Here is a 25,206-nt window from a genome sequence, read left to right as displayed (position 1 = left end):
GATCTCCTGTTCTCGGGGAGGTGCCGGTCAGCGGACCCCGGCTTTGTAGGTCAGCACCAGGCCGATGTTCTTCAGCGCGGCCTTGTCTCCGTCCACGACGAGCGTCCAGTCGCCGTCGGCGCTGAGACCGGGCGTCGCCAGGTACACGCCGTCGTTCAGCACGAGGCGGCCGTCCCCGCCGATCGTCGCCCGTGCCGTGCCGCGCCCGTCCAGTGCGTACGCCGCCGTCACGCCGCTGATCTGGGGCCCGGCCATGTCCGGGAACATGTCCGGCGTGAAGGGCAGCACGAGCCGGCTGTCCCCGTTGCCGGCGAACGCCGCCCACTGCTCGGGGAACTCGGCGGCGACGTCGAAGTATCGGGCCGCCGGGTAGGGCTTGAGCAGGCCCTTGACCGTGTTGGCGAAGACCTCGTCCCCCTCCCGTGCCGTGTACCTGACGGTGATCACCACGTCCTGCAGCTCGTCCGCGTGCTCCGACCGCCGCCGGCCGGTGAGCTCCAGCCGCCAGGTGGAGACCGCGCCGGTCCCCTCGAACGGCAGATAACGCTCGTCGTCGTAGCGCAGCTCGAACAGGCCGTTGCCGTCCTGGCCCTGCTCGACGTGGGACAGGGCGATGCGCTGGCTCGGCCGCCAGTCGTGGCGGAGCGAGGCCGGGGCCGGGCCCTTGGGGTCGAGCAGGTGCTTGACGGCCTTGGCGTCGGCGGCCAGCACGGTCCGGTGCCCCGTCTGCCGCAGCGTCGCGTTGAGCGGCAGCCGGCCGTCCGGGCCCTCGAAGGCGACACTGACCGTCTTGATCTGCCGCCGGTAGTGGCCGGGGAAGTCATGGTCGAACAGCGTCTCGGTCAGGGCGAACTCGCACGTCCTGGCGCTCTTGAGCGCGAGCAGCGCGACCGGGTCGAGCTCGCGCAGCGACACCCGCTTGGTGATCTCCAGCCCGCGCTCGTCGCCGTCCTGGTACGCCTTGCCCAGCCGGTCGAGGTCCAGCCCCAGGCTCTCTCCCGCGAGCAGCCCGTTGCGCCGGCTCTCCCAGTACACCGGCCGGATGTAGGCGACCTCGCCCTCGGGCACGCCGCGTTCGAACTGGAAGGCCCGCTCGGCCGACCGGGCCGTCTCGTACGCCAGGTCGTAAGCCTGGTAGTACAGCCCCGCCAGCCGCCCGGCCAGCCACCGGTAGAGCTCGGCCCCGCCGAACTTCTCCTTCATGAACCGGGTGACCGCCTCCTGGTGCGCGCTCTCCTTGTCGAGGATCTCCAGCTCCCGCTGCGCCACGGCCAGCTCGTCGGCCGCGGCGGCCAGCTGGTGCCCGGCCTGGACCAGGTCGTTCTGGGCCGTCCTGAGCTGCAGTTGCCAGTCCTCCTGCGCGCGCTCGTGCTCGGCGCGTACGCCCAGCAGCTCGCCGAGCACGCTCAGGCCCTCGCCGAGTGCCTCGGCGGCCCCCGCGGTCTGGTCCAGGGCGTCGCCGACCTGGTCGCCGCCGTACTTGACGCCGGTGATGAACGGGCCGAGCAGCACCCCGGGCGCGCCGTACGCGATAGCGGCGCCGACCTTGAGGCCGCCGCCCGTCAGGTGCGTGGCCGAGGCCAGGGACATCATGGAGATCTGGGCTTCCTGCAACGGTGAGAGCCCGTCGGCGATCAGCTGCTGGAAGTGGTCGATCCGGTCGTTGACCGCGTCGCGGCCGGCCTCGGCCTCCTTGAGGTGCTGGGCGGCGATGCGGACCTGCGCCTCCCTGACGGCCCGCGTCATGCCGAGGACGGCCTCCTCGTGCGTGGCGTGCAGCAGGGCGAGCTCCTCGGCGTCGCGCCGGTCGAGCGTGTCGAGCAGCGCGGCGCCGAACGAGCGCACCTTCTCGGCCAGCTCCTGGGCCCGGCGGTGGACGGCGGCGAAGCGGTGATGGGGCACCGGCAGCGGCCGCTCGGCGGCCACCCTGCCCGGCTCCAGACCGGCGGCGACCCCTTGGACCAGCAGCGCCGGGTCGATCGGCGGCTCGAACAGCGGCACCGGCCGGCTGACGCCCATGATGTCCAGGGACTGCCTGATCTTCCGCAGCCGGTCGGCCACCCGGTCCCAGTAGCCGGCGAACAGCTCGTTGACCGGGATGTGGAAGTAGGGCACGGTCACGCCCTCGTGCACGACCCCGGCGCCAGTCAGCAGCGCGCCGTCGACGGTGATCTCGCGTACCTGCTCGCCCGTGTCCCCGCCCTCGCCCGGCCAGACCAGCCCGGCGTAACTGTGCCCGGCCGGCCTCGGCAGGATGCCGAGGCTCTCGGCGCGCTCGCCGAGCAGGTCGTGGGCGAGGATGTACAACATCCGCGCCTCGTCCACGCTCTCCGCCGTGTACTGGCGGAACAGCAGGTCGCCCCAGTCCAGCAGGTTGTCGACGTACGCCATCACCACCGCGCGCCGGTAGGCGACCGGCCGGAGCCGGGCGATGGCGTGCGGGTCGAACGGATCGTCCAGGTAGGCGCGCAGCAGCCCGTCGGAGTCGCCGGAAAGGTCGTACTGCCGCCCGAGCCCCTCGATCATGAGCAGCCGCTCGCGCAGGCCGTCGACCGCCGGCCGGGCCGCGGCGGAGGTGATCGCGTCCAGTGCGGCCCCGATCTGCCCGACCGGCTCCGAACCGGCCAGGCCCTTGAGGTAGGCGATGTCGTCGCCGATCAGCCGCCGGGCGCGGAAGGCCGGCGCCAGGCCGGTCAGCCGCGTCAGGATCGGGCCGAGCGGCGCGGTCAGGCCCCCGGTGTCGATCTCCAGGGCGGCCAGCTCGGCCACGTGCGCCGCGCACGCCTCGGCCAGCGCCGCCGTGTCGACCGCCAGGAACGGCAGGAACCGCCAGTACGACACCGGGTCGCCCGGGTCGAAGACGTGCTCGTACCACTGCCGCGCGTCGTCGAAGCGCTGGGCGTTGTTCAGCGCCTGGGCGATGAGCAGCGGCGCGTGGCAGAAGATCTCCCAGTAGTAGACGCTGTTGGCGCTCTGGAAGTCCAGGTAGGAGCTGGTGGGCATGCGCTCCACCTTCTCCGCGTTCACCCGCACGGTCGTGGCGTCGGACCGGTCGGTGGCGAAGGCGGGCAGCTCGTCGGTCTCCTGCGTGGCCGGGTCGAGCAGCGCCGCCACCCCGCCGGTCAGCAGCCGCTGGTTCAGCTTGTACGCGGTGCTCGTGGTCAGCCGGACGATCTCGTGCTGAAGCGACTCGTACGTGTAGGGCCGGGGCGACTCGGCGTCATGGGGGTGCCGGTAGAAGGCGCCGGGCCGGAACACGTACAGGTCGGATCCGGTGTCGAGCATGCCGGTGAAGTCACCGGGCAGCTCGCCCCAGTTCCCGGCGGTCGGCGTGTAGCCCGTCGCCGCGTCCAGCTCCTGGCCGGCGTCGAGGACGGTGTACAGGCCCTCGGCGAACACGTACTGCCGGCCACCGCGCTGGAACACGGCCTTGACGGGCCGCTCCATCGGCTTGGGATAGCCCTCGTCGACCACCTCCGGCACCGACCGGCTGCGGCCGACGGTGTAGCGGACGAACTCCTTGCCGCTGGTGAGGTACAGGTACACCGTGTCGTCGGCCTCGCGCAGGAAGGCCGCGTCGATCGTGCGCCAGTGGGTGCCGAGGTCCGTGAGCAGGCCGGACTCCTGCCGGCCCTGCGGCGAGACGCGCACGTGGACGGTGCCGGTGAAGAGGTAGGTGTCCTCCCCGACGTCCAGGGCCGCCCGTACGTCGCGCGTCTCCCCCTCGTGGTCGAACGGGTTGCCCTCGCCGAGGGTGTCGTAGCGGTCGCCGGTGTAGCGCAGGAATTGATTGCGGAAGACCAGGTAGGTGTCGCCGCCCCGGACGTAGGCCGCGCGCAGGTCGGCCACGGTGTAGTCGTCGCCGCCGGACCTGCGCGGCAGCGCCCAGCCGTCGCGCAGCGTGCGCTCGGCCGTCAGCGCCCCCGACCGGACGAACCTGTTCCGCTCGGCGGAGAAGAAGTACTCCACGCCGCCCGGGGTGGCGAACGCGGCGTCCACGTACTTCCATTGCGGCAGGTCGTCCTGGTTGCCGAGGATCGCCTTGGGGTAGCCGGGGTCCACCGGGCCGAACGGCTCGCCCGAGAAGCGGAAGTACTGGTCGCCGGACAGGACGAAGGTGTGTCCCGCGCGCCGCAGCACCCCGGTGACGAGGCCGCGCTGGGTCAGGTTGTTCCGTGGCCGGCCCCACCGCTGGATGGGCCGCTGCGCGGGGACGGCCGTCCTGCTCATGCTGCGCTGCATGGCGGCCCAGCGCCCGCCCTCGTTGTCGAAGAAGTACCGGGTGCCGGTGCTGGGCAGCTCGAAGGCCGCGTCGATCCGCGGCCACGCGGGAATCTGCACCGCCTCCTCGGTGTCCAGCGGCACCGGCCCGGCGTCCGGGTCGGGCGCGGGGATGAGCGGGCGGGACAGGAAGCTGCCGCCCTTGTGGTCGATGCTGAGCCACTGCCCGTCGGGCGAGCCGCCGGGCCGGTTGACGTGCACCACGCCGCTCGCCTCCACCGTGGCGGCCTCGTCGGCGGCCAGCGTGCCGGCCACGCCGTCGAGCCCGGCGGCCCGCGGCGGCTCCCCGGTCACGGGGAGGGCGTACAGCTCGGGGGTGAGCGCGAAGGCGGTGGTCACCGGCGGGGCGGCCGGGTCGGCCGCGGGCAGCGCGTACGACACCACGATGACGTCGTCCTCGCCGCCGTCCTCAGCGTCGGCGGGCCCGCCGGGCCGCGGCGCGGACCTGACCGACAGCACGACGGCCTCGGCCCCGCCGTCCCCGAGCTCGCCCGTCCCGAGCACCTGGGCGGCCGTCCACTCCTGGTTGAGGTTCTGGAACGAGTAGCAGATCCTGGCCTTGCGGCGGATCTCCGACTCCGACTCAGGGACCGCCTCGGCCACCACCCAGAAGACGAACACCCGGCCGAAGGCGTGGATCGGATACACCTTGTCCGCGTCGATCTGCACCTGCACCTTCAGCCACGGTCCCCAGGAGCCCGACAGCCGCTCCCCCGCGCCGAACTCGGCCCGCCGGAAGTAGAACCGGCGCGGCGTCGTCCTGGTCCGGCCGAACAGCACCAGGTTCCTGGCGCCGGTGTCGGCCCCTGCGGGCGGGTATACGTAGCCACCCGCGATGGCCAGCCGCGAGACCTCGGTGTACTCGTCCAGGTAACGCTTGTAGGCGCGCTGCGCCGCCTCGGGGGTGATCTCGCCCTGCAGCAGGTCGTCCTCCAGCTCCGCGAACGCGGGCGTCTTGGTGTCGCGCAGCTCGGGCCGCAGGTAGTTCTCCGGGTACAGGAACACCTTGCGGTTGGCCTCCCACACCCGGTACGTCCGCATCCAGCCCCACCGGCCCTTCAACCGCCGCCGGAGCTCCCCGGCCGGCTCGGCCCGGCGCGGCGCCGCCGGTTCCAGGTCGAGGAAGTAGCGGTGCAGGTAGAGCTGGGTGGCGGCGATGGCCTCGCGGACCCGGGAGGTGCTGCCCTGGGCGCCCATGTCCACGTCCACCAGCAGGTGGCCGAACAGGTCTCGGGAGGTGCGCAGGTCCGGCTCGCCGTCGGCGGCGGGCCGGCTGAGCACCGCCGTGACGAGGGCGTCGCGCTTCCGCACATTGAGCTCGTCGTGCAACCGCCGGGCCACGCCGGGCCGGTCCTGCGGATCGTGCCGGCCGACGACCAGGTCGTGCAGCACGTCGGCGGCCCTGGCCAGCTCGGCGGCGCGGGCGGCGCCCGCGGCGGGGCCGTGCACACGCGACCACACCTGCCGGTGCAGGGCCGACGGTCCGGCGCCGAGCTTCCCGGCCGCCGCGAACAGCTCCACGAGCCGCAGGATCAGCTCGATCTCGAACCGGTCGCCGGCCTCCCCCGGGGGCGCCAGGACGCCGGTGCGCCTGACCCACCTGACCTCCTCGGCGTCCCAGCCGAACAGGTCCGACAGGTGCCGGTAGGGGTCCTCGACGACGCCCGGCCCGGCGGCCAGGAACGCCGCCAGACCGCCGGCGCCCGGCCGGTGGGCGCGGGCCAGCGCGGCGAAGCGGGAGATCAGGTGCACGTCGTCGAGCCGGTAGTCGGCGGCCTCGGCCCACCGGTCGCGCAGCGGCTGCGGGAAGGTGCGGTCCACGGTGTCGTAGCGGCCGGAGTAGCGCACGTACCGGTCGCCTTTGAGCAGGTACGTCCGGCCCTCGAAGACGAACGCGCCGTCGATGCCCGGTTCGAAGTCCGCCGGCAGGTCACCCCAGTCGTCCTTGATCGTACGGGGATATCCCTCCTCGGCGTATTCCAGCTCGCCCGGCCGGTAGCGGACGTACTGGCCGCCCTTGAAGGCGTACAGCTCGCCGGTCGGCGCGGCGAAGGCGGCGTCGAGCGCGCGGCCGTCCTCGAACGTGTTGTCCACCCGCCCCCAGGACCCGGCGACCGGCAGGGTCCGGCCGGCGTGGTGGTGACTCCTGCCCCGGAACAGGTGGACGCCGTCCCGCCCGCGGAAGGCCGCGTCGATGCCGTCGTGGAACTCCGGGGGAAGCGGCTGCCGCAGCCCGAGGTCGTCGGCCAGCGAGCCGGCGATCGTGCGCGGGTAGCCCTCGTCGACGTACAGGTGGTCGCGGCCGGAGTAGCGCACGTACTGGTCGCCCGAGAACAGGTAGGCCGTCGTGCCGTCCACCAGCGCCGCGTCCACCCTGCCGCGCTCGGCGACGGCGTTGCGCACCCGGCCCACGAGGCCCAGGTCGTACGTGGCCGCCGCCTCCTGGGAGACGGCGTGCACCTCCCCGCCGACCAGCAGATGCACCGTGCGGTCGGTGGCCACGACCGCGTCGATCAGCCGGGCGGAGCCGGCCGCGACCCGGTCGGCCAGCGCGTCCTCGAACGACTCCGCCAGGTTGGCGAAGGGCTCCTCCCGGCGCAGGTTCCCGGCGATCGGCCGGGGATAGCCATCGTCGGCGTAGCGGTACTCGGTGCCCGTGTAGCGGACGTAACGGTCACCGGAGAACAGGTACGTCGTCTTGCCCCGGTGCACGAAGGCGGCGTCCACCCGGCCGCGCGCGCTCAGCCCGGAGAAGCCGGTCCTGGACCGCCCCCAGCCCTCGCCGACCGGGGCCCGCGCCGAGAAGGCCCCGTCGCGGCAGACCGCGTACTCCTCGGTGAAGAAGAAGTACGTGCCGCCGTCCCGGCCGGTGAAGGCCGTCCGGAGCGCGTCGCCCGCCTCCAGGCCGTCCTCGAAGCCGGGCCACACCCGCTCGATGGGCCGCGGATAGGACCAGCGGCCGGTCACCTCGTCGCGCGGCAGGCACAGCTCGCCCCGCAGCAGCAGCATGCTGCCGCCCTCGAACAGCACGGCGTCCGGCATCCCGAACCCCTCGGCCCGGTACTCCTCCGGCACGCCCCAGAACCCGGCGTCGGTGCTGCGCGGGTAGCCGGGATCGGGGCTGAGGTAGTCGGTGCCCGAGTACACCAGGTAGCGGATCGAGCCGTCCGCCCCGGCGTGCTCGAACACGTACGTCCTGCCCTCCCTGACGTAGGCCAGCGCCACGCTCGCCAGCCCGCCCCAGTGCTCGGCGATCCGGCGCGGCTCCCCGTCGGCCTCGGCGTAGGAGACGCCGCCGTAGGTGACGAACTGGTCGCCGCTGAACAGGTACGTCCGGCCGTCCACGCCCACGAGCGCGGCGTCCACGGCGTTGTGGTGGTAGACGTTGTCGCGCGGCCGGCCCCACTCCTCCAGCAGCGGGTAGGCGCGGTTCAGCCGGACGTTGAAGCAGCGGTCGCCCTTGAAGAGGTAGGTGTTGTCGTCCGCGCCCCGCAGCACGGCGTCCAGCCCGTCGCGGAACTCGGCCGGCACGCCCCGCAGCACCCGCGGCACGGCGGCGGTCGTGCTCACCCGCGGGCCCTCCAGCGCGCTCAGCCGCGCCCATCCGCCCGGGGTCTGCGCCAGCACCGCCCCGTCCTCGGTGAACGCGCAGCTGATCGGCGGCAGGCCGAGGTCGTCGTAGCGCCGGTACAGGGTGTCGGACACGGCGTGGCAGCTCGTGCCCCGGAACAGGTAGACGGTGCGCCGGTCGGCGTAGGCGGCGTCCACGCCGTCGAGGGTGACGGGCAGGTTGCGCAGCCGCGGCTCCCCGGCCAGCTCCGACAGCGGGCGCGGGTAGCCGTCCTGGACGCGGGTGTAGTCGTGGTTCTCGTAGCGGACGTACTGGTCGCCGGAGAACAGGTACGTGTGCGTCCGGACGACCTCCGTGCCGTCCACCTTCTCGGTGAAGCCGGCCACCAGCGCCGCGTCCACCCGCCCGGTACGGGCGATGGAGTTGGCCACCTTGCCCCACAGGGAGCCGACGGGGGCCGGGTACCGGTCGTCCAGGCGGGTGTAGTCGGCGGTCGAGTAGCGCGCGTACTCGGCGCCGGAGAACAGGTACGTCCGCCCGTCCAGGCCGACGAAGGCGGCGTCGACCTGCTTGAAGGGCAGGCTGTCCCAGTGCCCGGCCAGCGTCCTGGGCTCCGACCACCAGCGGTGCCGGGCGTCGAAGACGATGAAGGAGCCGCCGCGGAACAGGTAGGTGCGCCCGTCGGCGCCGGTGAACATGGCGTCGACGGTGGTGAAGCCGGCCTCCACCGGCAGGTTCCACCAGTTGCCCGCCAGCGGGCGCGGATGGCCGGCGTCGGGCGTGGTGTAGTCCCTGGTCGCGTACCTGACGTGGAAGGTGGCCGGGGCGTCCGCGGCGACCTCCACGACGATGCGGTCCGGCTCCCGCCTGGGGGTGAGGACGAGGCGGACGTCCTGCTCGGCCGTGACGTGCCAGCGCTGGTCGCGGGCCTCCACCCGGACGCCGGCGCCGAAGGAGACGCCGTGCTCCAGGAAACGGCGGCGCAGCTCGGGCCCCAGCCGGCCGGCGTCCAGGTCGGCCGCGTGCACGATCGGCACCTCGAACAGCCGCCCGGCGGCGCCGAACAGGTGCGTCTCGCCGTCCAGGACGAACGCGGCGTCGACGCGCCGCAGCCCGCCCCAGTCGCCGTCGATCGCGCGCGGGTACCCGGCGTCGGCCACGGAGTAGTCCGCGCTCGAGTACCGCAGGTAGCGCTCGCCGCTGAACAGGTACGTCCGGCCGTCCATGCCGGTGAACGCGGCGTCCACGCGGCCGCCGAGCACGTCGCCCAGCAGCCCCCAGCGCTCGGCCGTGGGCACCACGGGCCCCGGCCCCTGCGGGCCGAGCGTGACGGTCCTGCCGTCCTTGAACAGGTGGATCTCGCCGGGACGGCCGGCGAACGCGGCCTCCAGCGAGCCCTCGAACTCCGCCGGGACGCCCGGGAAGTGCGTCGCGACGCGCCTCGGGTAGCCGTCGGCGACGTGGACGCCGTCCGTCTCGACGTTGTCGGTGTAGGCGACGACCTGGTCGCCGCGGAAGAGGTAGACGCCCGCCCCGTCGGCGTAGGCGGCGTCGAGCCGCTCGGCGCCCGCCACGGAGTTGCGCACCACGCCCCAGGTGCCGGCGATCGGCCGGTCGCCGGCGGGGTCGCCGACGGTCACGAAACGGTCGCCGGAGAACAGATGGGTGCGCCCGTCGCGGTCCTGGAAGCCCGCGTCGATCGTCCTGCGGAAGGCCGGCGGCAGCGGGACACCGGCCTCGCCCTCCCACCACTCGCCGATCCGGCGCGGGTAGCCCTCGTCCACGACGTCGTAGCCGGCGCCGGAGTAGCGGACGTACTGGTCGCCGCAGAACAGGTACGTGCGGCCCGCGTCGTCCACGAACGCGCCGTCGATCCTCGCCGGGTCGGCGAAGTTGTTCCTGACCTTGCCCCAGACCTGCTCCCTGGCCGCCCAGCGGAGGCTGCCGGGCTCCTTGACGAAGGCCCGCGAGCGGCCGCCGGCGTCGTGGCCGACGATCCATTCCGCGCCGCGCGCGTCGGTGAAGGCGGCGTCCACCCTCAGCCCGGCCAGCCGGGGCGACAGGTCCGTCAGCGGCTTGGCTGCGGGGTCCGCGAGCGCGTACGTCAGGGCCGAGTAGACCCAGTAGTGCTCCCCGCGGAACAGGTACAGCTTGCCGTCGGAGCCGGACAGCAGGGCGTCGAAACGGTCCACGCCGGGCGGCAGCGCCAGCGGCTCGGCGAACCTGCCGGTCAGGTCCTGGTCGTGGAAGGCCACGCCGACCTCGGTGGCGTCCAGGCCGAGCTTGGCGGCCAGCCGGGCGAAGCGGCGGATCCGCCGGTAGGCGTGGCGGAAGCGCGGGTCGGCGGGCACCTCGACGGGCCGGTCGTGCTCGGCGGCGTCGCCGGCCGCGAGCACCGGCGCCAGCAGGACGTCCATCGTCTCGGCCGGGCCGCCGGTGATCGCGGTGCAGATCGCCTCGGCCGTCTCGGCGGGCACGCCGAAGGCGTCCTGGAGGACCGCGTACAGCGTCCGGGACTGCTGCTCCGCCAGGGCGGCCAGCGCGGCGGCGACTTCCTCGACGCCCTCCGACATCCGCACCGCCGCCGCGTGCAGCAGGTAGAAGAGGTCGGCGCTGTAGTCGGCCAGCCCGGGCAGGGCGAAGCCGAGCGCGTTGGCCGGGTTGGCGAAAAACGCCAGCCGGTCCACGGGCACGGTCAGCCGCGCATCGAGGTGCCCGGCCGCGACGAGCTGCCCGGCGAGCTGCATGATCTCGCCGTCCCGGAAGCCCAGCTCGCCCAGCGTGGCCACATCCAGCCGGTACGGCAGCGCCTCCATCTCCACAGCGGTCAGCCGGCCGGCCACGACGGCGCGCTCGTCGTCGGTGAACCAGGGGCCGAGCAGGCCGGCGTCGGCGGCCTCGGAGCGGGTGGTCCCCAGCTCGTCGAGCACCCGCCGCGCGACCGCGTCGTCGGCGATGTCCTGGAAGTCCTCGGGCAGGAAGGTGTACAGCTCCGTCCGGAACTCCTCGACCTGGCGCCGCATCGCGGCCAGCACGCCGTGCCGGTAGGGGCGGAACTCCGGCGCCAGGCCGAAGGCGTCGGGGGTCAGCGTCGTCAGTGCCGCCTTATCGGCGTAGCGGCCGTCGCGGTCGAGGCAGCCGGTGAAGCGCAGGTTGTCCAGCAGGGCGGCGCGGCGCGGCGCGTCCAGCGGGAGGCCGGCGAAGATCTCGGGGTCCAGGGCGAGCGGCTCGCCGCGGAACCGGCTCACCCGTTCGCGCAGGCGGTCCAGCACGGCGGGGGCCAGGTCGCCGAGGTCGGCGTCGACCTCGAAGCCGTCGAGCTCGTCCGGCGCACGCAGGATCTCGCCGTCCTGGCTCAGGTAGCCCTGGTAGATCAGGTTGTCGTACAGTTCGGCCCGCTCGCTCTCGCCGAGGCCGGGCAGCGCCTCCAAGGTGGAGGGGTAGAGCGTGGTCCGCGCGCCGAGCAGCGCGAAGACCGCCTCGCGATGCGCGCGGAGGTCGTGCGACAGCCGCAACTCCGCTCCCGGCCCCGGCAGGCGGGCCTCGTCGAGCAGGCCGTCGGGGCCGAGCTGCCCGGTGAGCGACAGCCCCGTGAAGATCTTCCTCGTCAGCCGCTCGTCCAGCCCGAGCCCCAGGAAGTCCTCCGGCGCCAGCACCGACAGGTCGCTCAGCGCGTCGTGCGCCGCCCCGGCCACCTCCTCGGGGTCCAGCCGCAGCACCCGGCTGTCGCGGGGCGAGACGACACCCTCGTCGTACCTCGCCAGCATGTTGTGCAGGACCTCCGCGGCGCGCTCGCCGAACCGTCCCGAGGCGAACAGGCCGGGCCCGAACTCCACCGCCTCGAACTCCCGGTACAGGTCCGTCATGACGGTCACCTGCTCCGCGGCGTCCTCCGGGCCACCGGGGCCGAGCACGCCGAGCAGGTCAGGGCCGCTGAGCCCGCTCTCCGCCAGCCACCCGCCGACCGCGAACAGCGTCTGCACCAGCCACAGGCTCGCCCGGGGGTCACCGGCCTCCAGCATCCGCAAGCAGTCCCGCGCGGGCGGATCCGCGTCCGCCCGGGTGTCCACCGGGATGCGGAACCCGGCGTACCGGTTCGGCGCGGGATCGCTCTCCAGCGTCAGCAGCACGTCGAACAGCTCGCTCACCGGCATGCCGAGCGCCGTGGCGAGCCGGGCCACGCGGTGCAGCAGCGACAGCGCGGGCAGCCCGATCTCGGCCTGGTCGAACGGGCTCGGCTGCAGCGGCGTGGCGGCGTACCTGGCGCGGTACCGCGTGACGATCCCGGCCAGGTCGTCCTCCGCCAGGGAGAGCGCGACCGCCACCCGGCGGCGGTACTCGCGGTTGTGGGCGGCCAGGATGTCGCCCGGGCAGCGCAGCGGCTGCCGCCCGTCCGGCGGGGAGCCCGGCCACGGCCAGATCACCGTGCTCTGCCCGTCGTCGAAGGTGCGGCTGAACAGATCCTGGGCCGGCTCGGCGCCGCCGGTCTCCATGTCCGCGACCAGGCTGCAGATGACGTCGATCGGCAGGTCATGCGTGCGGTGCAGGTGGACGACGGCGGCCACGGCCCGCAGCGCCGGGCGGTCCAGCCGGTCGGCCGCGCAGTCCCGCAGGATCCGGTGCAGGTCCGTCAGGGCCAGCCCGGTGCCGCGCGCCAGCCGCAGGAACCGGTTGACCTCCTCGAACCACGCGAACGGCACCTCCCCTCGCTGCTCGCCCCGGACGAGCTCGTCCTCCTCCGCGTCGACGCCCACCGCGCCGTCCCCGAGGGACAGCAGCTCGCGCAGCTCGGCCACGGTGAGCATGGTCGCCCGGCGGAAGCGGCCGACGTCCCGCAGCACCGTCAGGGCCTCGCCGCCCAGGCCGTAGCGCTCCCGCAGCGCGGCCTCGCTCGTCAGCGGGGTGGTCAGGGCGGCAGCCTCCTCGGCGGTCAGGCCCAGCACTTCCCTGGCCACGGTGTCGGCGTCCACCGTCGCGGCGAACAGGCGGTAGAACTCCTCGGGCGCGATCCCCGCCTGCGCCAGCAGCCGCCGCAGCCGCTCGTCCTGGAGGGAGAACGGCTTGTCGAAGGGGAAGGCCAGCGTCCTGAGCGACTCGTACGGGTCCGCGCCCATCAGGCGCTCCAGCACCTCCACCACGATGTCGAGGTACGGCGACTCCGCGTAGGTGTTCTCGGCGTCGAGGACGACGTCCGCCAAGTCCGGGCGGCGCCGCAGGAGCGAGGGGGACTCGAAGTTGTCCTCGAGGAGGCGGAGCAGGTCAGCCAGGTACGCGGCCGGCGAGCTCACCGAACGTGACTCGTCTTCTCGGCGGAAGTCCAGCTCGCCGAAGAGCCGCTCGTAGCTGGGCAGGACGGTGTCGTCGCGCAAGAGATCCTCCATGGTGGATCCGCGGGGAGCGCGCGCACGTCGTGAAGATCGAGGCTTCGGATGCCGGTCCAGTGCGCGTCAGGTTAGAGGCTCCGCGCACCCGTTCAACGTTCGATTGACGCCCGATAACAGACGTGCAGGCCCTGACCAGGGCATTGATCAGCGATCTCGGTCGTCAGGCGCGGTCACCGTTGTGACAGCCAGTCGGCGATGTCGGTGACCACGGCGACATCCACGTGCTGGGGTTTGTCGTAGTCCGCGGGCGTCGACGGGCCCGAGCCGGGAAAGAACAGGTGGTCGTCGGCGTCGTAGACGCGGACAGTGACGTCCGTACGGTGGGCGAGGCCTGCCTGCCAGGCCGCGAGGTCGTCGGCGACGGTCACCTGGTAGTCGCGGCCGCCCTGGAGGATGAGCATCGGCCTGTCCAGCGCGGCCGCGGTCGCGACCGGGTCGTAGCCGCGCAGGTCGAGCCAGTAGGCCCCGGAGTAGCCGAACGGCAGCTCCGCGGCGGGCGTCTCGGCCGACAGCTGCGGGCTGTCGACACGTGCGGCCTGCCGCGTGATCGTCTCGACTGCGGCCTGCGCGCCGGGATCGAGCGAGGCGAGGTGGCGGACGACGCGGACGGCGGCCTGGTGCATGGGCTGGGTGTCACCGGCCAGGAGCACCAGTCCGGCCACCGACGGCTCGGCGGCGGCGACCCTTGGTGCCACCTTGCCGCCCATGCTGTGGCCCGCGACATGTACCCGCGCGGCGTCGACGGCCGGGTGGCGCTGGAGCAGACGGATGGCCGCGACGGCGTGCGGGACGTACTCATCGCTCATCGTGAAGTCCGGGATCGCCGCCACCTGGGCGGCGTGGGTGTGGGTCACCTTGTCGAAGCGCAGCACCGCCACGCCGCGGCCGGCCAGCCCCCAGGCCAGGTCCTTGAGGGGCTTGTTGGGGCCGCTGGTGGCGTCCCGGTCGAACGGCCCGCCACCGCTGAGCAGCACCACCGCGGGCCACGGGCCGCGCCCGCGCGGCAGGCTCAACGTGCCGGGTACGGCCAGCGCGCCGGAGCCCACGGTGACCTCATGCTCGTCGAACCTCTCGCGGCGGGCGTACGACGGCGGCGTCCACGGCTCGGTCAGCGGAGGTGCGAGCTGAAAGCCCTGCAGCAAACCGTCCTCGTCGACGGACATGACGACCGTCAGCCCGCCGCGCTCGTACGTCACCGGGACGCTCACCTTGACCAGGTCCGCCTTGCCCGTTGCGGTCACCCAGCTCTCGGGGGCCGGCTCGCTGATCGGCGTCCCGACCGCGGAGATCGCCCCGATCCTGGCAAGCTGACTCTCCCAGCCGACCTGCAGTGTCTCAGCGGAGACCACCGCCCGCAGCGGAGGGGCGAACAATGTCGCAATCTCCGCAAAGCTTCCCTTCCGTGCCATCTCGACGACGGCCGCGGCGATCGCCGCCGGATTCGTTTCCCTGGTCATTCCGGCACCATCCTGTCTATGGTTTTGCGAACGGTAGCACATCATGAGACTGTTGCATCGTGGACACTTTGGAGCTACTGGCGCATCCGGTGCGGCTGCGGATCGTGCACGCGATGCGCGGAGAGCGGGAACTCACCACCGGCCAACTGTGCGCACGGATCCCCGACACCTCGAAGGCCATGGTGTACAGGCATGTCGACCTGCTCGCGGCCGGCGGGATCCTGGAAGTAGCGGGCGAGAGGCGAGTGCGCGGCGCGGTGGAGCGCCGCTACCGGCTACGCCACGACCGCGCCGTCCTCGACGCCGACGCACTCACCGCCATGACCCCCGACGACCACCGGCGCGCCTTCGCCACCTCGATGGCCGTCCTGGTCGCAGAATTCAACGCCTACCTCGACCGCGAGGGGGCCGATCCGGTGGCGGACCTCATCGGCTACCGGCAGCACGCCGTCTGGCTCACGCGAGGTGAGCTGGAAGAGATGATCATCGAACTCCGCCGCGTGATCCTGCCCCTGCTGACCAACCAGCCAACGCCGGACCGCACCCAGCACCTGCTCAGCCCGATCTTCTTCCCGGTCGAACAGCCACCCACCGACTCAGAACCGGGCCCGGATCGTCCTGCCCCACGTACGTGAGCGAGTCGCGCACCGATTAGGGTTCCGCGCCGCGCCCGTCTGTACGTGTGAGATCGACTCACGAGAGCTGGCACGATGCGGAAACTGACCTTCGGCATGAACGTGACCCTGGACGCCGGGCGCCGAGCTTTTCCAGTGGTGGTCCGACCGGGTGGCCGCGACGGGCCTGGCGCTGTACGGGCGCAAGCTGTGGGAGGCGATGAGCCCCCACTGGCCGACCGCCGACCAGCAGCCTGCTCGGCTCGTAAGGCCCCCGCCGGCAACGCCGGCGGGGCGGTCGTGGTCGCGGTGCCGCGTCGGGGTTCAGCTACTCGTCGACGATGGGGTCTTTGGCTGATGACAGTGTCGGGGGCAGGTCCAGCCAGGGTTTGTCGGTGGCGTCGAATCCGGTGAGCTCGGCGATCTTCCCGTCGACGATGTGCAGGACCGCGATGTTGAACAGCCGGTATTCCGGGTCGCCGGGGGCGCGGAGGTACAGCGCGGCGGCCGGCATGCGGTTGACCGTCGTGGCGATGCAGCGCCAGTCGTCGTAGCCGCGCTGGAAGAGCCCATGGGTGACCCAGCCGTCCACCGCGTCCTTGGCCGTGACGATCAAGGTGCCCGGATCGGGCAGCATCGCGAAGCGCAGGTCGTCGCGCAGCAGGGCCGTCAGCCCGTCGAGGTCGTTGCGCTCATGGGCGTCCATGTACGACTTCACCACGCCGCGCTCGTCATCCGACAGCTCGTGCGTGGCAGGGCTCCGCCAGTCGAGGCGGCGGCCAGGCAGCTGCTCGCGCATCGTCACGCGCGCCCGCTGCAGCGCGCTGGTCACCGATGCGACGGTCAGCTCCAGGGCGTCCGCGGCCTTCGACGCCGGCCAGCCGAGGACGTCGCGCAAGATGAACACCGCCCGCTGCCGGGGCGGCAGGTGCTGGACGGCGACGATGAACGCCAGCTCGATCGTCTCCCGCGCCACCACCGATTCCTGCGGGTCCTCCGGGAGCATCCGGTCCGGGTAGGGCTGCAGGTAGCCCACTTCCGAGCCCTCGGTCGGCAGCTCGGCGGGCACGGGTGTGCGGTCGTTGCGCTTCTCCAGGAAGTCGAGGCAGGCGTTCGTCGCGATCCGGTACAACCAGGTCCGCAGCGCGGCGTTGCCCTTGAACGACTCCCGCTTGTTCCACACCCGCAGGAACGTCTCCTGCGTCATGTCCTGGGCGTCCTCGTAGTTCGCGAGCATCCGGTAGCAGTGCACCTGCAGCTCACGCCGGTAGCGCTCCGTGATGAGCGCGAACCGTGCCGCGTCATGTGAGCGGGCCGCCGCGATGAACGCGGCCTCGTCGTCGTCGGGCCGTCTGGCGTCGGTCATGGTCGTCAATCCTTCCGCAGGTGGCGAGGGGCTACCAGAACTGACGACGTGGCGGAGGATTTCTGAGCGGTGAGGCCGCTGAAGCCTTGGATCGACAGTTATCGTAGAGGTGGTGCGATTCCAGGTGCGGCGGTGACAGCCCGCCGGTTCCTCCCGGCGGAGGAACGATCCGGTGCGACCCCGGAGCCATGCGGTGAGACCCCGCCCCTTCTCGGACCCCGATGACGGTCCCTGACGCCACCGGCCGCGGCGGACGCGGCCGGCGCCAAGACGAAGGGGACGGCCATGTTCACCGGCAGAATTCACGAGATCGGCATGATCGAGTCCGTGGGCGCGAACGACATCAGCATACGGGCGGCCAAGTGCGCGGGACGGCTGGTGCCCGGCGGCTCGCTGAACGTGGCGGGGGTCCGCATGACCGCCGAGCACGTGGAGCACGGCCTGGTCCGCATGTCGGTCAGCACCGAGACCCGGCGCCGGACGACGTTCGACCAGCTGGGGGCTCCCGGACGGCGGGTGAACCTGGAGACACCCCTGATCGTCGGAGACCCTCTCGACGGGCATCTGGTGCAGGGCCACGTGGACGGTGTCGGCAAGGTCGTCCGGGTCGACGACGATCCCGGGCTGGGGCGGCGGTTGTGGATCCGTCCGCAGGAACGGTTCATGGGCAAGATCGCCGCCAAGGGTTCCGTCGCGGTCGACGGCGTGAGCCTGACCGTGGCCGAGATCGTCAAAGACCGGTTCTCGGTGGCGCTGATCCCCTCCACGCTCGCCGGCACGACCCTGGCCGGGCTGTCCGTGGGCGACCGCGTCAACATCGAGTCCGACGTGGTGAGCCGTCTGGCGGCGGCCGGCCCCGCCTCCGCGGGCGCGCACGTCGCGCGCGCGGTCGCCGCGCTGGGCTGGGCCGGGCACCTGTCGGGGCGGGTCGGGGTGGAGAAGGCCGTGCGGCAGCTCGCCGCCGGGGGCGCGGTCATGGTGTGGGATCCCGATCGCGAGGCCGAGGGCGACGTCGTCTTCGCCGGCGCGGGCCTGCGCCCGGCCGCCTTCACGTTCCTGCTGACCGAGGTGTACGGCTACCCGTGCGTCCCGTGCGCCCCGGAGATCCTGGAGCGGCTGGAGATCCCGGCCCTGGCGGGTGCGGGAGACCGCCAGGGCACGGCCTTCCACACCCCTGTCGATCTGGCCGCTGCCACGGGCACCGGGGTCAGCGCCGCCGAGCGCGCCGCGACCGTCCGGCAGCTCGCCCGCCCCGAGTCCAGGCCCGCCGACTTCACCTCGCCCGGCCACGTCATCCCGATCGCGGCCCGGCCCGGTCTGCTGCGGGAGCGGGCCGGTCATACCGAATCGACGGTCGCGCTGTGCCTGGCCGCGGGCCTGCCAGGGGTGGGTGTGTGCTGCGAGGTAATGAAACGCGACGGCACCATGGCCGGTGCGGCCGATCTGGAGGCGTCCGCTCTGCGCTGGGGGCTGCCGCTGGTCGACATCGACGACCTGCGTACGTGGTTGTGAGGCGCTACCGCCATGACGACGGCGCTCCGGGCTACGCGTCGCCGAGCTGGACGCCACCGTGCGAAGAGCCGAGTTCAGGACAGCACGGTGCCCACCCGCTTGACCGTGCGGATCACGGGCGCGGTCTCCAGCTCGCGCACCCCGTGCAGCGGCGCCACCCGCTCGGTGAGATAGCGGTAGAGGTCGCGCGTGTCACGGCAGGTCACCCCGGCCATCAGGTTGGTGGGGCCGGTCGTGGCGGCCACCACGTCGGCCTCGGGGTGGGCGGCCATGGCTTCGCCGACCGAGACCAGGGCCGACGGCTCGACCTTCATCCACAACCAGGCCTCGGCATGGTAGCCCAGGACCTGCGAGGGGATCTCCACGTCGAACCTGAGCGCGTCACCGGAACGCAGTTCGCCGAGGCGACGTCGCACCGTCGTCGGCGACCATCCGCTGGCCGCCGCCAGCTCGCCGATCCCGGCCCGCCCGTCCTGGGCCAGCACGCGCACCAGGGCGTGGTCCTGCGCGCTCAGCGACACCTCCTTCTCGTACGGCAGCGCGGGCCGGATCCGCTCGGCCTGCTCGCCGGTGAGCACCGCGACCCGGCTGCGCCATCCGGCGAACATGTGCAGGGTCGCGTGCGCGGACATGGCCACGATGCGCGGGGTCCGCGGCAGCTTCTTCAGCAGCAGGGCGTCGCCGTCCTGGTCGTCGCCCGCCTGGACGCCGCAGGCGATCTCGGTGCCGCCGGACAGCAGGCGGACCCAGACGGTGTCGTCGCGCCGGGCGATGGCCTCGGCCACCCGGCCCGCCGCGTCGGGCGTGCACACCAGGCGTACCGACCAGGAGGTGCGGCCGAAGCGCTCGCCGTTGAGCCAGCCGGCCACGCGGAGGATGCCGTGCGCGCGCAGCCTCCGGTAGCGACGGGCGACGGTGTGCTCGGAGACGTCGAGCGCGTCGGCGATCGTACGGAAGGAGGCCCGGCCGTCGAGCTGGAGCGCGTGCACGAGAGCAAGGTCCATCGCGTCCAATGCGCTAGTTCTCGCCATGCTTCAGTAGTAGACGCTATTTATCGCCACAAGGTGGCGCGTGAAGTGCGTGGCCGCCGCGGCGACGCGATTCTTCCCCTATGAGCACTTACCTGGTTTTCGGCGCGACCGGCACCGTGGGCAGAAGGATGGCCGAGCGGCTGGCCTCGCTCAAGCGCCGCGTCCGCCACATCGTCTTCATGACCGGTGGCGGCGCACCGCCCGGAGCCGCGCCCGAGGAGCAGCCCAACCCGGTGGCCCGCTGGCAAGCCACCGTCGAGCGGGACTGCGTCCGCGGGGTCTTCGGCTCACTGACGACGCTGTCGGCGTGGGCGGCCGAGCACGCCGCCGACTTCGGGGGTGACCAGCGATGAAGGTGATCGTGGCCGGAGCCGGCCTCGGCGGGCTGGCCCTGGCCAACGGACTGCGCGGGGCCGGGATCGACGTGGCCGTCCACGAGCGCGACCGGTCGCCGCTCGTCCGCCGCCAGGGCTACCGCCTGCACCTCAGCGACGTGGGCATCGACGCGCTGACCAGCGTGATGGCACCGGAACGGCGAGCGGCCCTCCTCGCCACCGCCCACACACCCGCGCCCCGCTTCGTCCGCTTCGACCCCACGCTCAAGGAGTTGGACGTCCTCGAACACGACGGGCTTCACCTGTCGGTCGACCGGCAGACGCTCCGCGACGCCCTGCTGGCCGGCGTGGCGGAGACGATCGTGTACGGCACGCGGCTGGCCGGCTTCCAGGCCGCGGTCGGCCACGTGACGGCGCGCTTCGACGACGGCACCACCGTCACGGGCGACGTCCTGGTCGGCGCCGACGGCATCAACTCAGCGGTCCGCCGCCAGTACCTGCCGCACGCCCGCGTCGTCAGCACCGGCCTCGTCCAGCTCTACGGCAAGATCCCGGCCGAGCCGGCCGCGAGCATGGACAACGTGTTCACCGCGATCACCGGTCCGGGCCATCGCACCGTGGGCGTCGCGTACACCCGCGACTACGCCACCTGCTCCTTCGGCGCCCGCGCCGAGGACCTCCCATCCGGCCTGCACGCGATGACGCAGGACCAGCTCAGGTCGCTCGTCCTGGACATGACGGACGGCTGGCACCCCCTCATCCGGCGGATGATCGCTCAGTGGCACGACGTCTTCCCGCTGGAGCTGCGCACCAGCGTCCCGATCCCGCCCTGGCCGACCACCCGCGTCACGTTGCTCGGCGACGCCGTCCATGCCATGAGCCCGGCGGCCGGGGCCGGGGCCAACCTCGCCCTGCGCGACGCGGCGGCGCTCAGCGCGGCACTCGCCCACGGGGGCCCGCTCATCCCGGCGCTGCGCTCCTACGAGCAGGAGATGATCGACTCCGGGTTCGCCGCGGTCCGCGTCTCCGCCGCCAACGGCGCCCGCTTTCTCGGCCAGGACCCCCTGCCCTCCGGTTAGGTCCTCTGGCAGGCTGATCAGGTGACAGGGAGTGCACCGGATCCCGGCGAACGGTTCCGGGATCGGCGCGAACGGAAGTACGCGTACGACTTCGTCGACGAGGTGCTGGTGCGCTGTCCCCGATGCGACGGGTGCGCGGTCGTCCTGGCACATCCGGAGGCCCTTGAGGACGCCGGGATCACAGATCTCCGCCGGCGCCTGCGCTGCGGGGCATGTGGCTACGTCAAGGACGAGACGGTCGCCTCCGCCGTCGTCGGCGGCCCTGTCGATCCCTTCTTCCGGCGACCGCTCTGGTTGCGGGCGAGTTGCTGCGGACATGTGCTGTGGGCCTACAACGTCCGGCATCTCGACCTCTTGGAGTCGTACGTGGCCGCGAAGCTGCGCGAACGTGGCGATGTCGTGGCCGGGGCTCCGGCCAGCCTGGTCGAGCGCCTGCCCACGTGGCTCAAGACCGCCAAGAACCGGGCCGAGATCCTGCGGACGATCGGGCGCCTGCGGGATGGCCGGCAAACGGTCGATCTGTAGTGCCCGGGGTATGACGTTGACAACTGCTGTCCATTCTCAGGCGGAAACTTCAGAGTCGGAGTTGATGCATGGTGGAACGACGTATGTCGGTTGCGACGCACTGGGGCAGTTATGTCGCCGTAGTCGATTCCGGCCGCCTGGTGCGAATCGAGCCGAGGGACGACGACCCCGTGCCATCGCCGATCGGCCCCGGAATGGTGACAGCCGCAGACGACAGCGCTCGCGTGTTGCGCCCCGCGGTGCGCAAGGGCTGGCTGAACGGCGAGCGGCGCGCCGGTGACACGGCCAGAGGTACGGACGCCTTCGTGGAGGTGAGCTGGGACGATGCGATCACGCTGGTGAGCGATGAGCTCCGTCGGGTCCGTTCACAGCACGGGGACAGCGCGGTGTTCGGCGGGTCCTACGGCTGGGCGAGCGCGGGTAGGTTTCACCACGCGCAGGGTCAGCTCCACCGGTTCCTGGCGCTGGGAGGGGGATACACCGACTCTCGCAACACCTACAGCACCGCGGCGTTGGAGGTCATCCTCCCTCACGTGATCGGCGGCCATCCGTGGAGCTACCAGTACCGGATGCCGATGTGGGGTGAGATAGCCGAGAACTGTGAGCTTGTGGTGGCGTTCGGAGGGCTTGCCCTCAAGAACAGCCAGATCAACCCCGGTGGCCTGGCCAGGCACCAGACGCAGAACCTGCAACGCCAGTGCCGTGAGGCCGGGGTGCGGTTCGTGAACATCAGCCCCATCCGGAGCGACACCGCCGGCTTCCTCGACGCCGAATGGTTGCCCGTCATCCCCAACACCGACACCGCCGCGATGCTCGGCATCGCACACACGATGCTGGTCAACGGGTGGCACGATGAGGACTTCCTTCGCCGATGCTGCGTCGGGTTCGATCGCTTCGCCGCCTACCTGGCCGGCGAGCTCGACGGCATCCCGAAGGACGCTGCCTGGGCAGCGAAGATCACGGGCATCAGCCGCGACGCGATCATCGACCTCGCCGGCCGTCTCACCACCCGGCGTTCTCTCATCATGGTCAACTACGCGGTGCAACGGGCAGACCATGGTGAACAACCGATCTGGATGTCTGTCGTACTGGCCGCCATGGCGGGCTCGATGGGTCGGCCTGGCTGTGGCTGGGGCGCAGGGTACGCGACGATGGACGCCACAGGCGTCGCCCCAGATCGCCCCTTCGTGGGGACGATACCCGAGGCATCCAACCCTGTTCCGGATTTCATCCCAGTGGCGAGGATCGCCGATGCCCTGCTGCATCCGGGCAAGACCATCGACTACGACGGCCGGCGCCTCACGTTGCCTGAGCTTCGCCTGATCTACTGGTGTGGAGGGAACCCGTTCCACCACCACCAAGACCTCCATCGGTTGGCGCGCGCCTGGCAGAGCCCTGACACGGTGGTGGTGCACGAAGCCTGGTGGAACACCACGGCCAAGTTCGCGGACATCGTGCTGCCCGTCGCCACCAGCCTGGAGCGCGACGACTTCGCCGCCGGATTCTCGGACCCCCACATCGTCGCGATGCCGAAGGTCCGCGAGCCGGCGGGCGAGTCGCGTACCGATCACCACATCTTCGCCGCCTTGGCCTCCCGGCTCGGGTACGAGCGGGAGTTCACGGAGTCGCGCTCCGAGATCGAGTGGGTCCGACACCTTTACGAGCAGACGAGGGCCAAGCTCGGCGGCGATGCCGCCCTGCCGAGCTTCGACGACTTCTGGCGCAGCTCCACCGCTGAGCTGCCGGCGGTGACCGGACCGTTCCCCGGCAGTTTCGAGGACCTCCGCTCAGATCCGCGGCGTTTTCCCCTGCCGACGCCGTCGGGCCGGATCGAGATCTTCTCCGAGGAGATCGACTCGTTCGGCTATGACGACTGCGCCGGGCATCCGAAGTGGTTCGAACCAGTGGAGTGGCTTCGTGCCGATTTGTCAGGCCGATTCCCGCTGCACCTGATCTCGAATCAGCCGGCCTCACGCTTGCACAGTCAGTACGACAACGGTGGCCGCAGTCTCAGTTCGAAGATCGACGGTCGTGAGCCCGTGACGATGAATCCGTTGGACGCCGCGTCGCGCGGCATCGAGAGCGGCATGATCGTGCGCGTCTACAACGATCGAGGCAGCTGTCTCGCGGGCGCGATCCTGTCGGACGACGTCATGCCGGGCGTCGTGCAACTGTCCACGGGGGCGTGGTGGGATCCGGTCCAGCCAGGCCTGAACGGAACGTTGGACCGCCACGGTAATCCGAACGTTCTCACCGCGGATCGGCCGTGCTCGCGCCTGTCCCAAGGACCGAGTGCTCTCAGCGCGCTGGTCGACGTCGAGCGCTACGACAGCTCCCTTCCCGAGGTGCTCGCCTTTTCACCCCCAAGCCTTGAGCATTGATACGGACGGAGGTCTCCTCAGCCAGGCGAACGTAGCCGGGGCGCGGTGCGCCCGGGGCGAGATGTCGGAGCGCGCTGGGGATGGCGCGGTTCCAGGTGGCGGCCTTCTGTCTGGGTACTCATGCCTCACCACCACGCCATTTCACAATGTGTATCCAGTAAATTACTTTCGGCTAGCGTCTTGGTGTTGATCATTCGAGCCCGCGGAACGGCGAAGGCGAGCCCTCGCAGGAAGGAACCACACCATGTCTGACTCATTCGCAGCTCACGCAGACATGACCACTCTTCAAGATCGTAAGTACCGCCAGTGGTTCAGGGGCGCCGACGTCGACGGCGACGGGGTCATCACCCGGCAGGACGTCCTGCTGATGGCCGAGCGCTACATCACCGCTCGTGCCGCGTCACAGTCCCCGACCGCCCATCGCCTCACCCACGAGCTGGACGCGTTCTGGACTCAAGTGATCGCCCCGATGGATCAGGACGGCGACGGGAAGATCGACCTGCGAGAGATGACCGAAGGGTTCCGGCGGGCCCTGACCGACCCCGGCCTGTACCCGCAGCAGATCCAGCTGGTGGCCGACTGCTATTTCGACCTCATCGATCTCGACGGCGACGACAGGATCGACCAAGAGGAGTTCCAGCAGATCTTCGGCCTGGCCGGCAACATCTCCTTCGAGCACTGCGCCGAGGTTTTCACCGCCCTGGACCTGAACGGCTCGGGCACGCTGGATCGCGCCGAGTTCCACCAGGCGCTCGCGGAGTATTTCTACGGCAACGACCCGGACGCCCCCGCCAACCACCTGTTCGGCAGAGTCGCGGACTGACGGCCCCTCGCCGTGCGGGCGAGGGGCCGTCAGGGCCGTGTTCCAGGAGCGCGGGACGGTCATGATCGCCCGGCTCCGCGTACAGCTCCTTCGTCACCAGCCCGTCCACGTACACCGGCAGCGCGACCAACCTCACGTCGGCACGCCCGTCCGCCACCTCCCCCGCGATCCCCCGCCCCAGGTCAGGCACGATTCGTACGGTCACCGTCCCTTCGGATACCGCTGCCCGAACCGCACCAGCACCCTGGGCAGCAGGTGGAAGGCGGCACTGCTGAAGGCCGCCACCCGGATCGTCCCCATGACATCACCCCGCGCCGCCGTACGGGGGACGGCCGGACCAGGGCAGAAAGGGATCACGGTCTGATGGTTGATCGTTAGGGTGATCGGCGTCGGGTTGGCGGTGGTCCTGGGGGTTGCGGGGAGGGCGGTCGTCCGGTGCTGCGCCGCCGCAAGGGCGCCGAGCGGCGGCCCTCGGCGCTGGCGCTGGAGGCGGCGATCCACGACCGGTTGCAGGCGGATCGCCTACCGGCACGTCTCCAACACCTACATCGCGCTGTTCTCCCACTTCATCCCGTGCGGGGTGTGGGAGGCGGTCTACATCGTCGACGGGTGCCACCGGAATACGGCAGAAACGGGCCGCGTGCTGAGGAAGTTGCTGGTTAGCGGACGTTTTCTCGACGGCGGCTACGATGTACGACAAGCTCAACAAGGAATGACCCCTGCTGTCGGGCCTCGTGGTACGCAAGGGCCGGGCGCTGATGGTCTACGACGGCGATCAGGCCGAGCTCGGCTACGGGCGGCGGCAGGTCATCAAGACCTTGCGGAAGAGCGCTGCCGGAGTCTGCTG

The 25,206-nt window shown here is 71.7% G+C and carries 11 protein-coding genes and 1 pseudogene; 8 read left to right on the top strand and 4 right to left on the bottom strand.

The window, feature by feature from the left end:
- Positions 1 to 27 precede the first annotated feature (27 nt).
- Both SMD20_RS44395 and SMD20_RS44390 read right to left on the bottom strand, forming a co-directional pair.
- Positions 28 to 13,233, bottom strand: a complete 13,206-nt coding sequence (locus SMD20_RS44395; protein ID WP_329593310.1) for a hemopexin repeat-containing protein — start codon at positions 13,231 to 13,233, stop codon at positions 28 to 30.
- A 173-nt stretch (positions 13,234 to 13,406) separates the two neighbouring features.
- Complete coding sequence (locus SMD20_RS44390) at positions 13,407 to 14,693, bottom strand: alpha/beta hydrolase (protein ID WP_329593308.1); 1,287 nt, start codon at positions 14,691 to 14,693, stop codon at positions 13,407 to 13,409.
- A gap of 59 nt (positions 14,694 to 14,752) precedes the next feature.
- Here SMD20_RS44390 and SMD20_RS44385 point away from each other — a divergent pair, with 59 nt between their 5' ends.
- Positions 14,753 to 15,328, top strand: coding sequence for a helix-turn-helix domain-containing protein (locus SMD20_RS44385; protein ID WP_329593306.1), 576 nt, complete (start codon positions 14,753 to 14,755; stop codon positions 15,326 to 15,328).
- 307 nt (positions 15,329 to 15,635) lie between these two features.
- On the opposite strand, the gene SMD20_RS44375 is transcribed toward SMD20_RS44385, so the two are convergent.
- Positions 15,636 to 16,673, bottom strand: a complete 1,038-nt coding sequence (locus SMD20_RS44375) for an RNA polymerase subunit sigma-70 (RefSeq protein ID WP_329593304.1) — start codon at positions 16,671 to 16,673, stop codon at positions 15,636 to 15,638.
- A 285-nt stretch (positions 16,674 to 16,958) separates the two neighbouring features.
- Between SMD20_RS44375 and SMD20_RS44370 the strand changes: the two genes are divergently transcribed.
- Positions 16,959 to 18,185, top strand: a complete 1,227-nt coding sequence (locus SMD20_RS44370) for a riboflavin synthase (RefSeq protein WP_329593302.1) — start codon at positions 16,959 to 16,961, stop codon at positions 18,183 to 18,185.
- 74 nt (positions 18,186 to 18,259) lie between these two features.
- Here SMD20_RS44370 and SMD20_RS44365 read toward each other — a convergent pair whose 3' ends face one another.
- The gene (locus tag SMD20_RS44365; RefSeq protein WP_329593301.1) at positions 18,260 to 19,189 is read right to left on the bottom strand and encodes an Lrp/AsnC family transcriptional regulator; all 930 of its coding nucleotides are present in this window, start codon (positions 19,187 to 19,189) and stop codon (positions 18,260 to 18,262) included.
- A 107-nt stretch (positions 19,190 to 19,296) separates the two neighbouring features.
- On the opposite strand from SMD20_RS44365, the gene SMD20_RS44360 reads away from it, so the two are divergent.
- The 6 genes and pseudogenes from SMD20_RS44360 to SMD20_RS48550 form a co-directional block, all read left to right on the top strand.
- A complete protein-coding gene (locus tag SMD20_RS44360; protein ID WP_329593299.1) occupies positions 19,297 to 19,569 on the top strand; it encodes a hypothetical protein in 273 nt (90 codons plus the stop codon).
- Complete coding sequence (locus SMD20_RS44355) at positions 19,566 to 20,630, top strand: FAD-dependent oxidoreductase (protein WP_329593297.1); 1,065 nt, start codon at positions 19,566 to 19,568, stop codon at positions 20,628 to 20,630. The genes SMD20_RS44360 and SMD20_RS44355 overlap by 4 nt, the downstream gene beginning before the upstream one ends.
- Before the next feature lie 21 nt (positions 20,631 to 20,651).
- Positions 20,652 to 21,155, top strand: coding sequence for a hypothetical protein (locus SMD20_RS44350; RefSeq protein ID WP_329593295.1), 504 nt, complete (start codon positions 20,652 to 20,654; stop codon positions 21,153 to 21,155).
- 68 nt (positions 21,156 to 21,223) lie between these two features.
- Positions 21,224 to 23,536, top strand: coding sequence for a molybdopterin-dependent oxidoreductase (locus tag SMD20_RS44345; RefSeq protein WP_329593293.1), 2,313 nt, complete (start codon positions 21,224 to 21,226; stop codon positions 23,534 to 23,536).
- A 274-nt stretch (positions 23,537 to 23,810) separates the two neighbouring features.
- On the top strand, positions 23,811 to 24,359 hold the full coding sequence (locus SMD20_RS44340; RefSeq protein WP_329593291.1) for an EF-hand domain-containing protein: 549 nt from the start codon (positions 23,811 to 23,813) through the stop codon (positions 24,357 to 24,359).
- A gap of 517 nt (positions 24,360 to 24,876) precedes the next feature.
- Positions 24,877 to 24,990: pseudogene (locus SMD20_RS48550) on the top strand (Tn3 family transposase); the annotation flags it as partial.
- Positions 24,991 to 25,206: the final 216 nt, after the last annotated feature.

It is taken from the genome of Nonomuraea sp. LP-02 (assembly GCF_036289125.1).
In the GTDB taxonomy this organism is placed as follows: domain Bacteria; phylum Actinomycetota; class Actinomycetes; order Streptosporangiales; family Streptosporangiaceae; genus Nonomuraea; species Nonomuraea bangladeshensis.
Note: the sequence above shows the minus strand (reverse complement) of the source record. Positions and strands in the feature narration are given on the sequence as shown.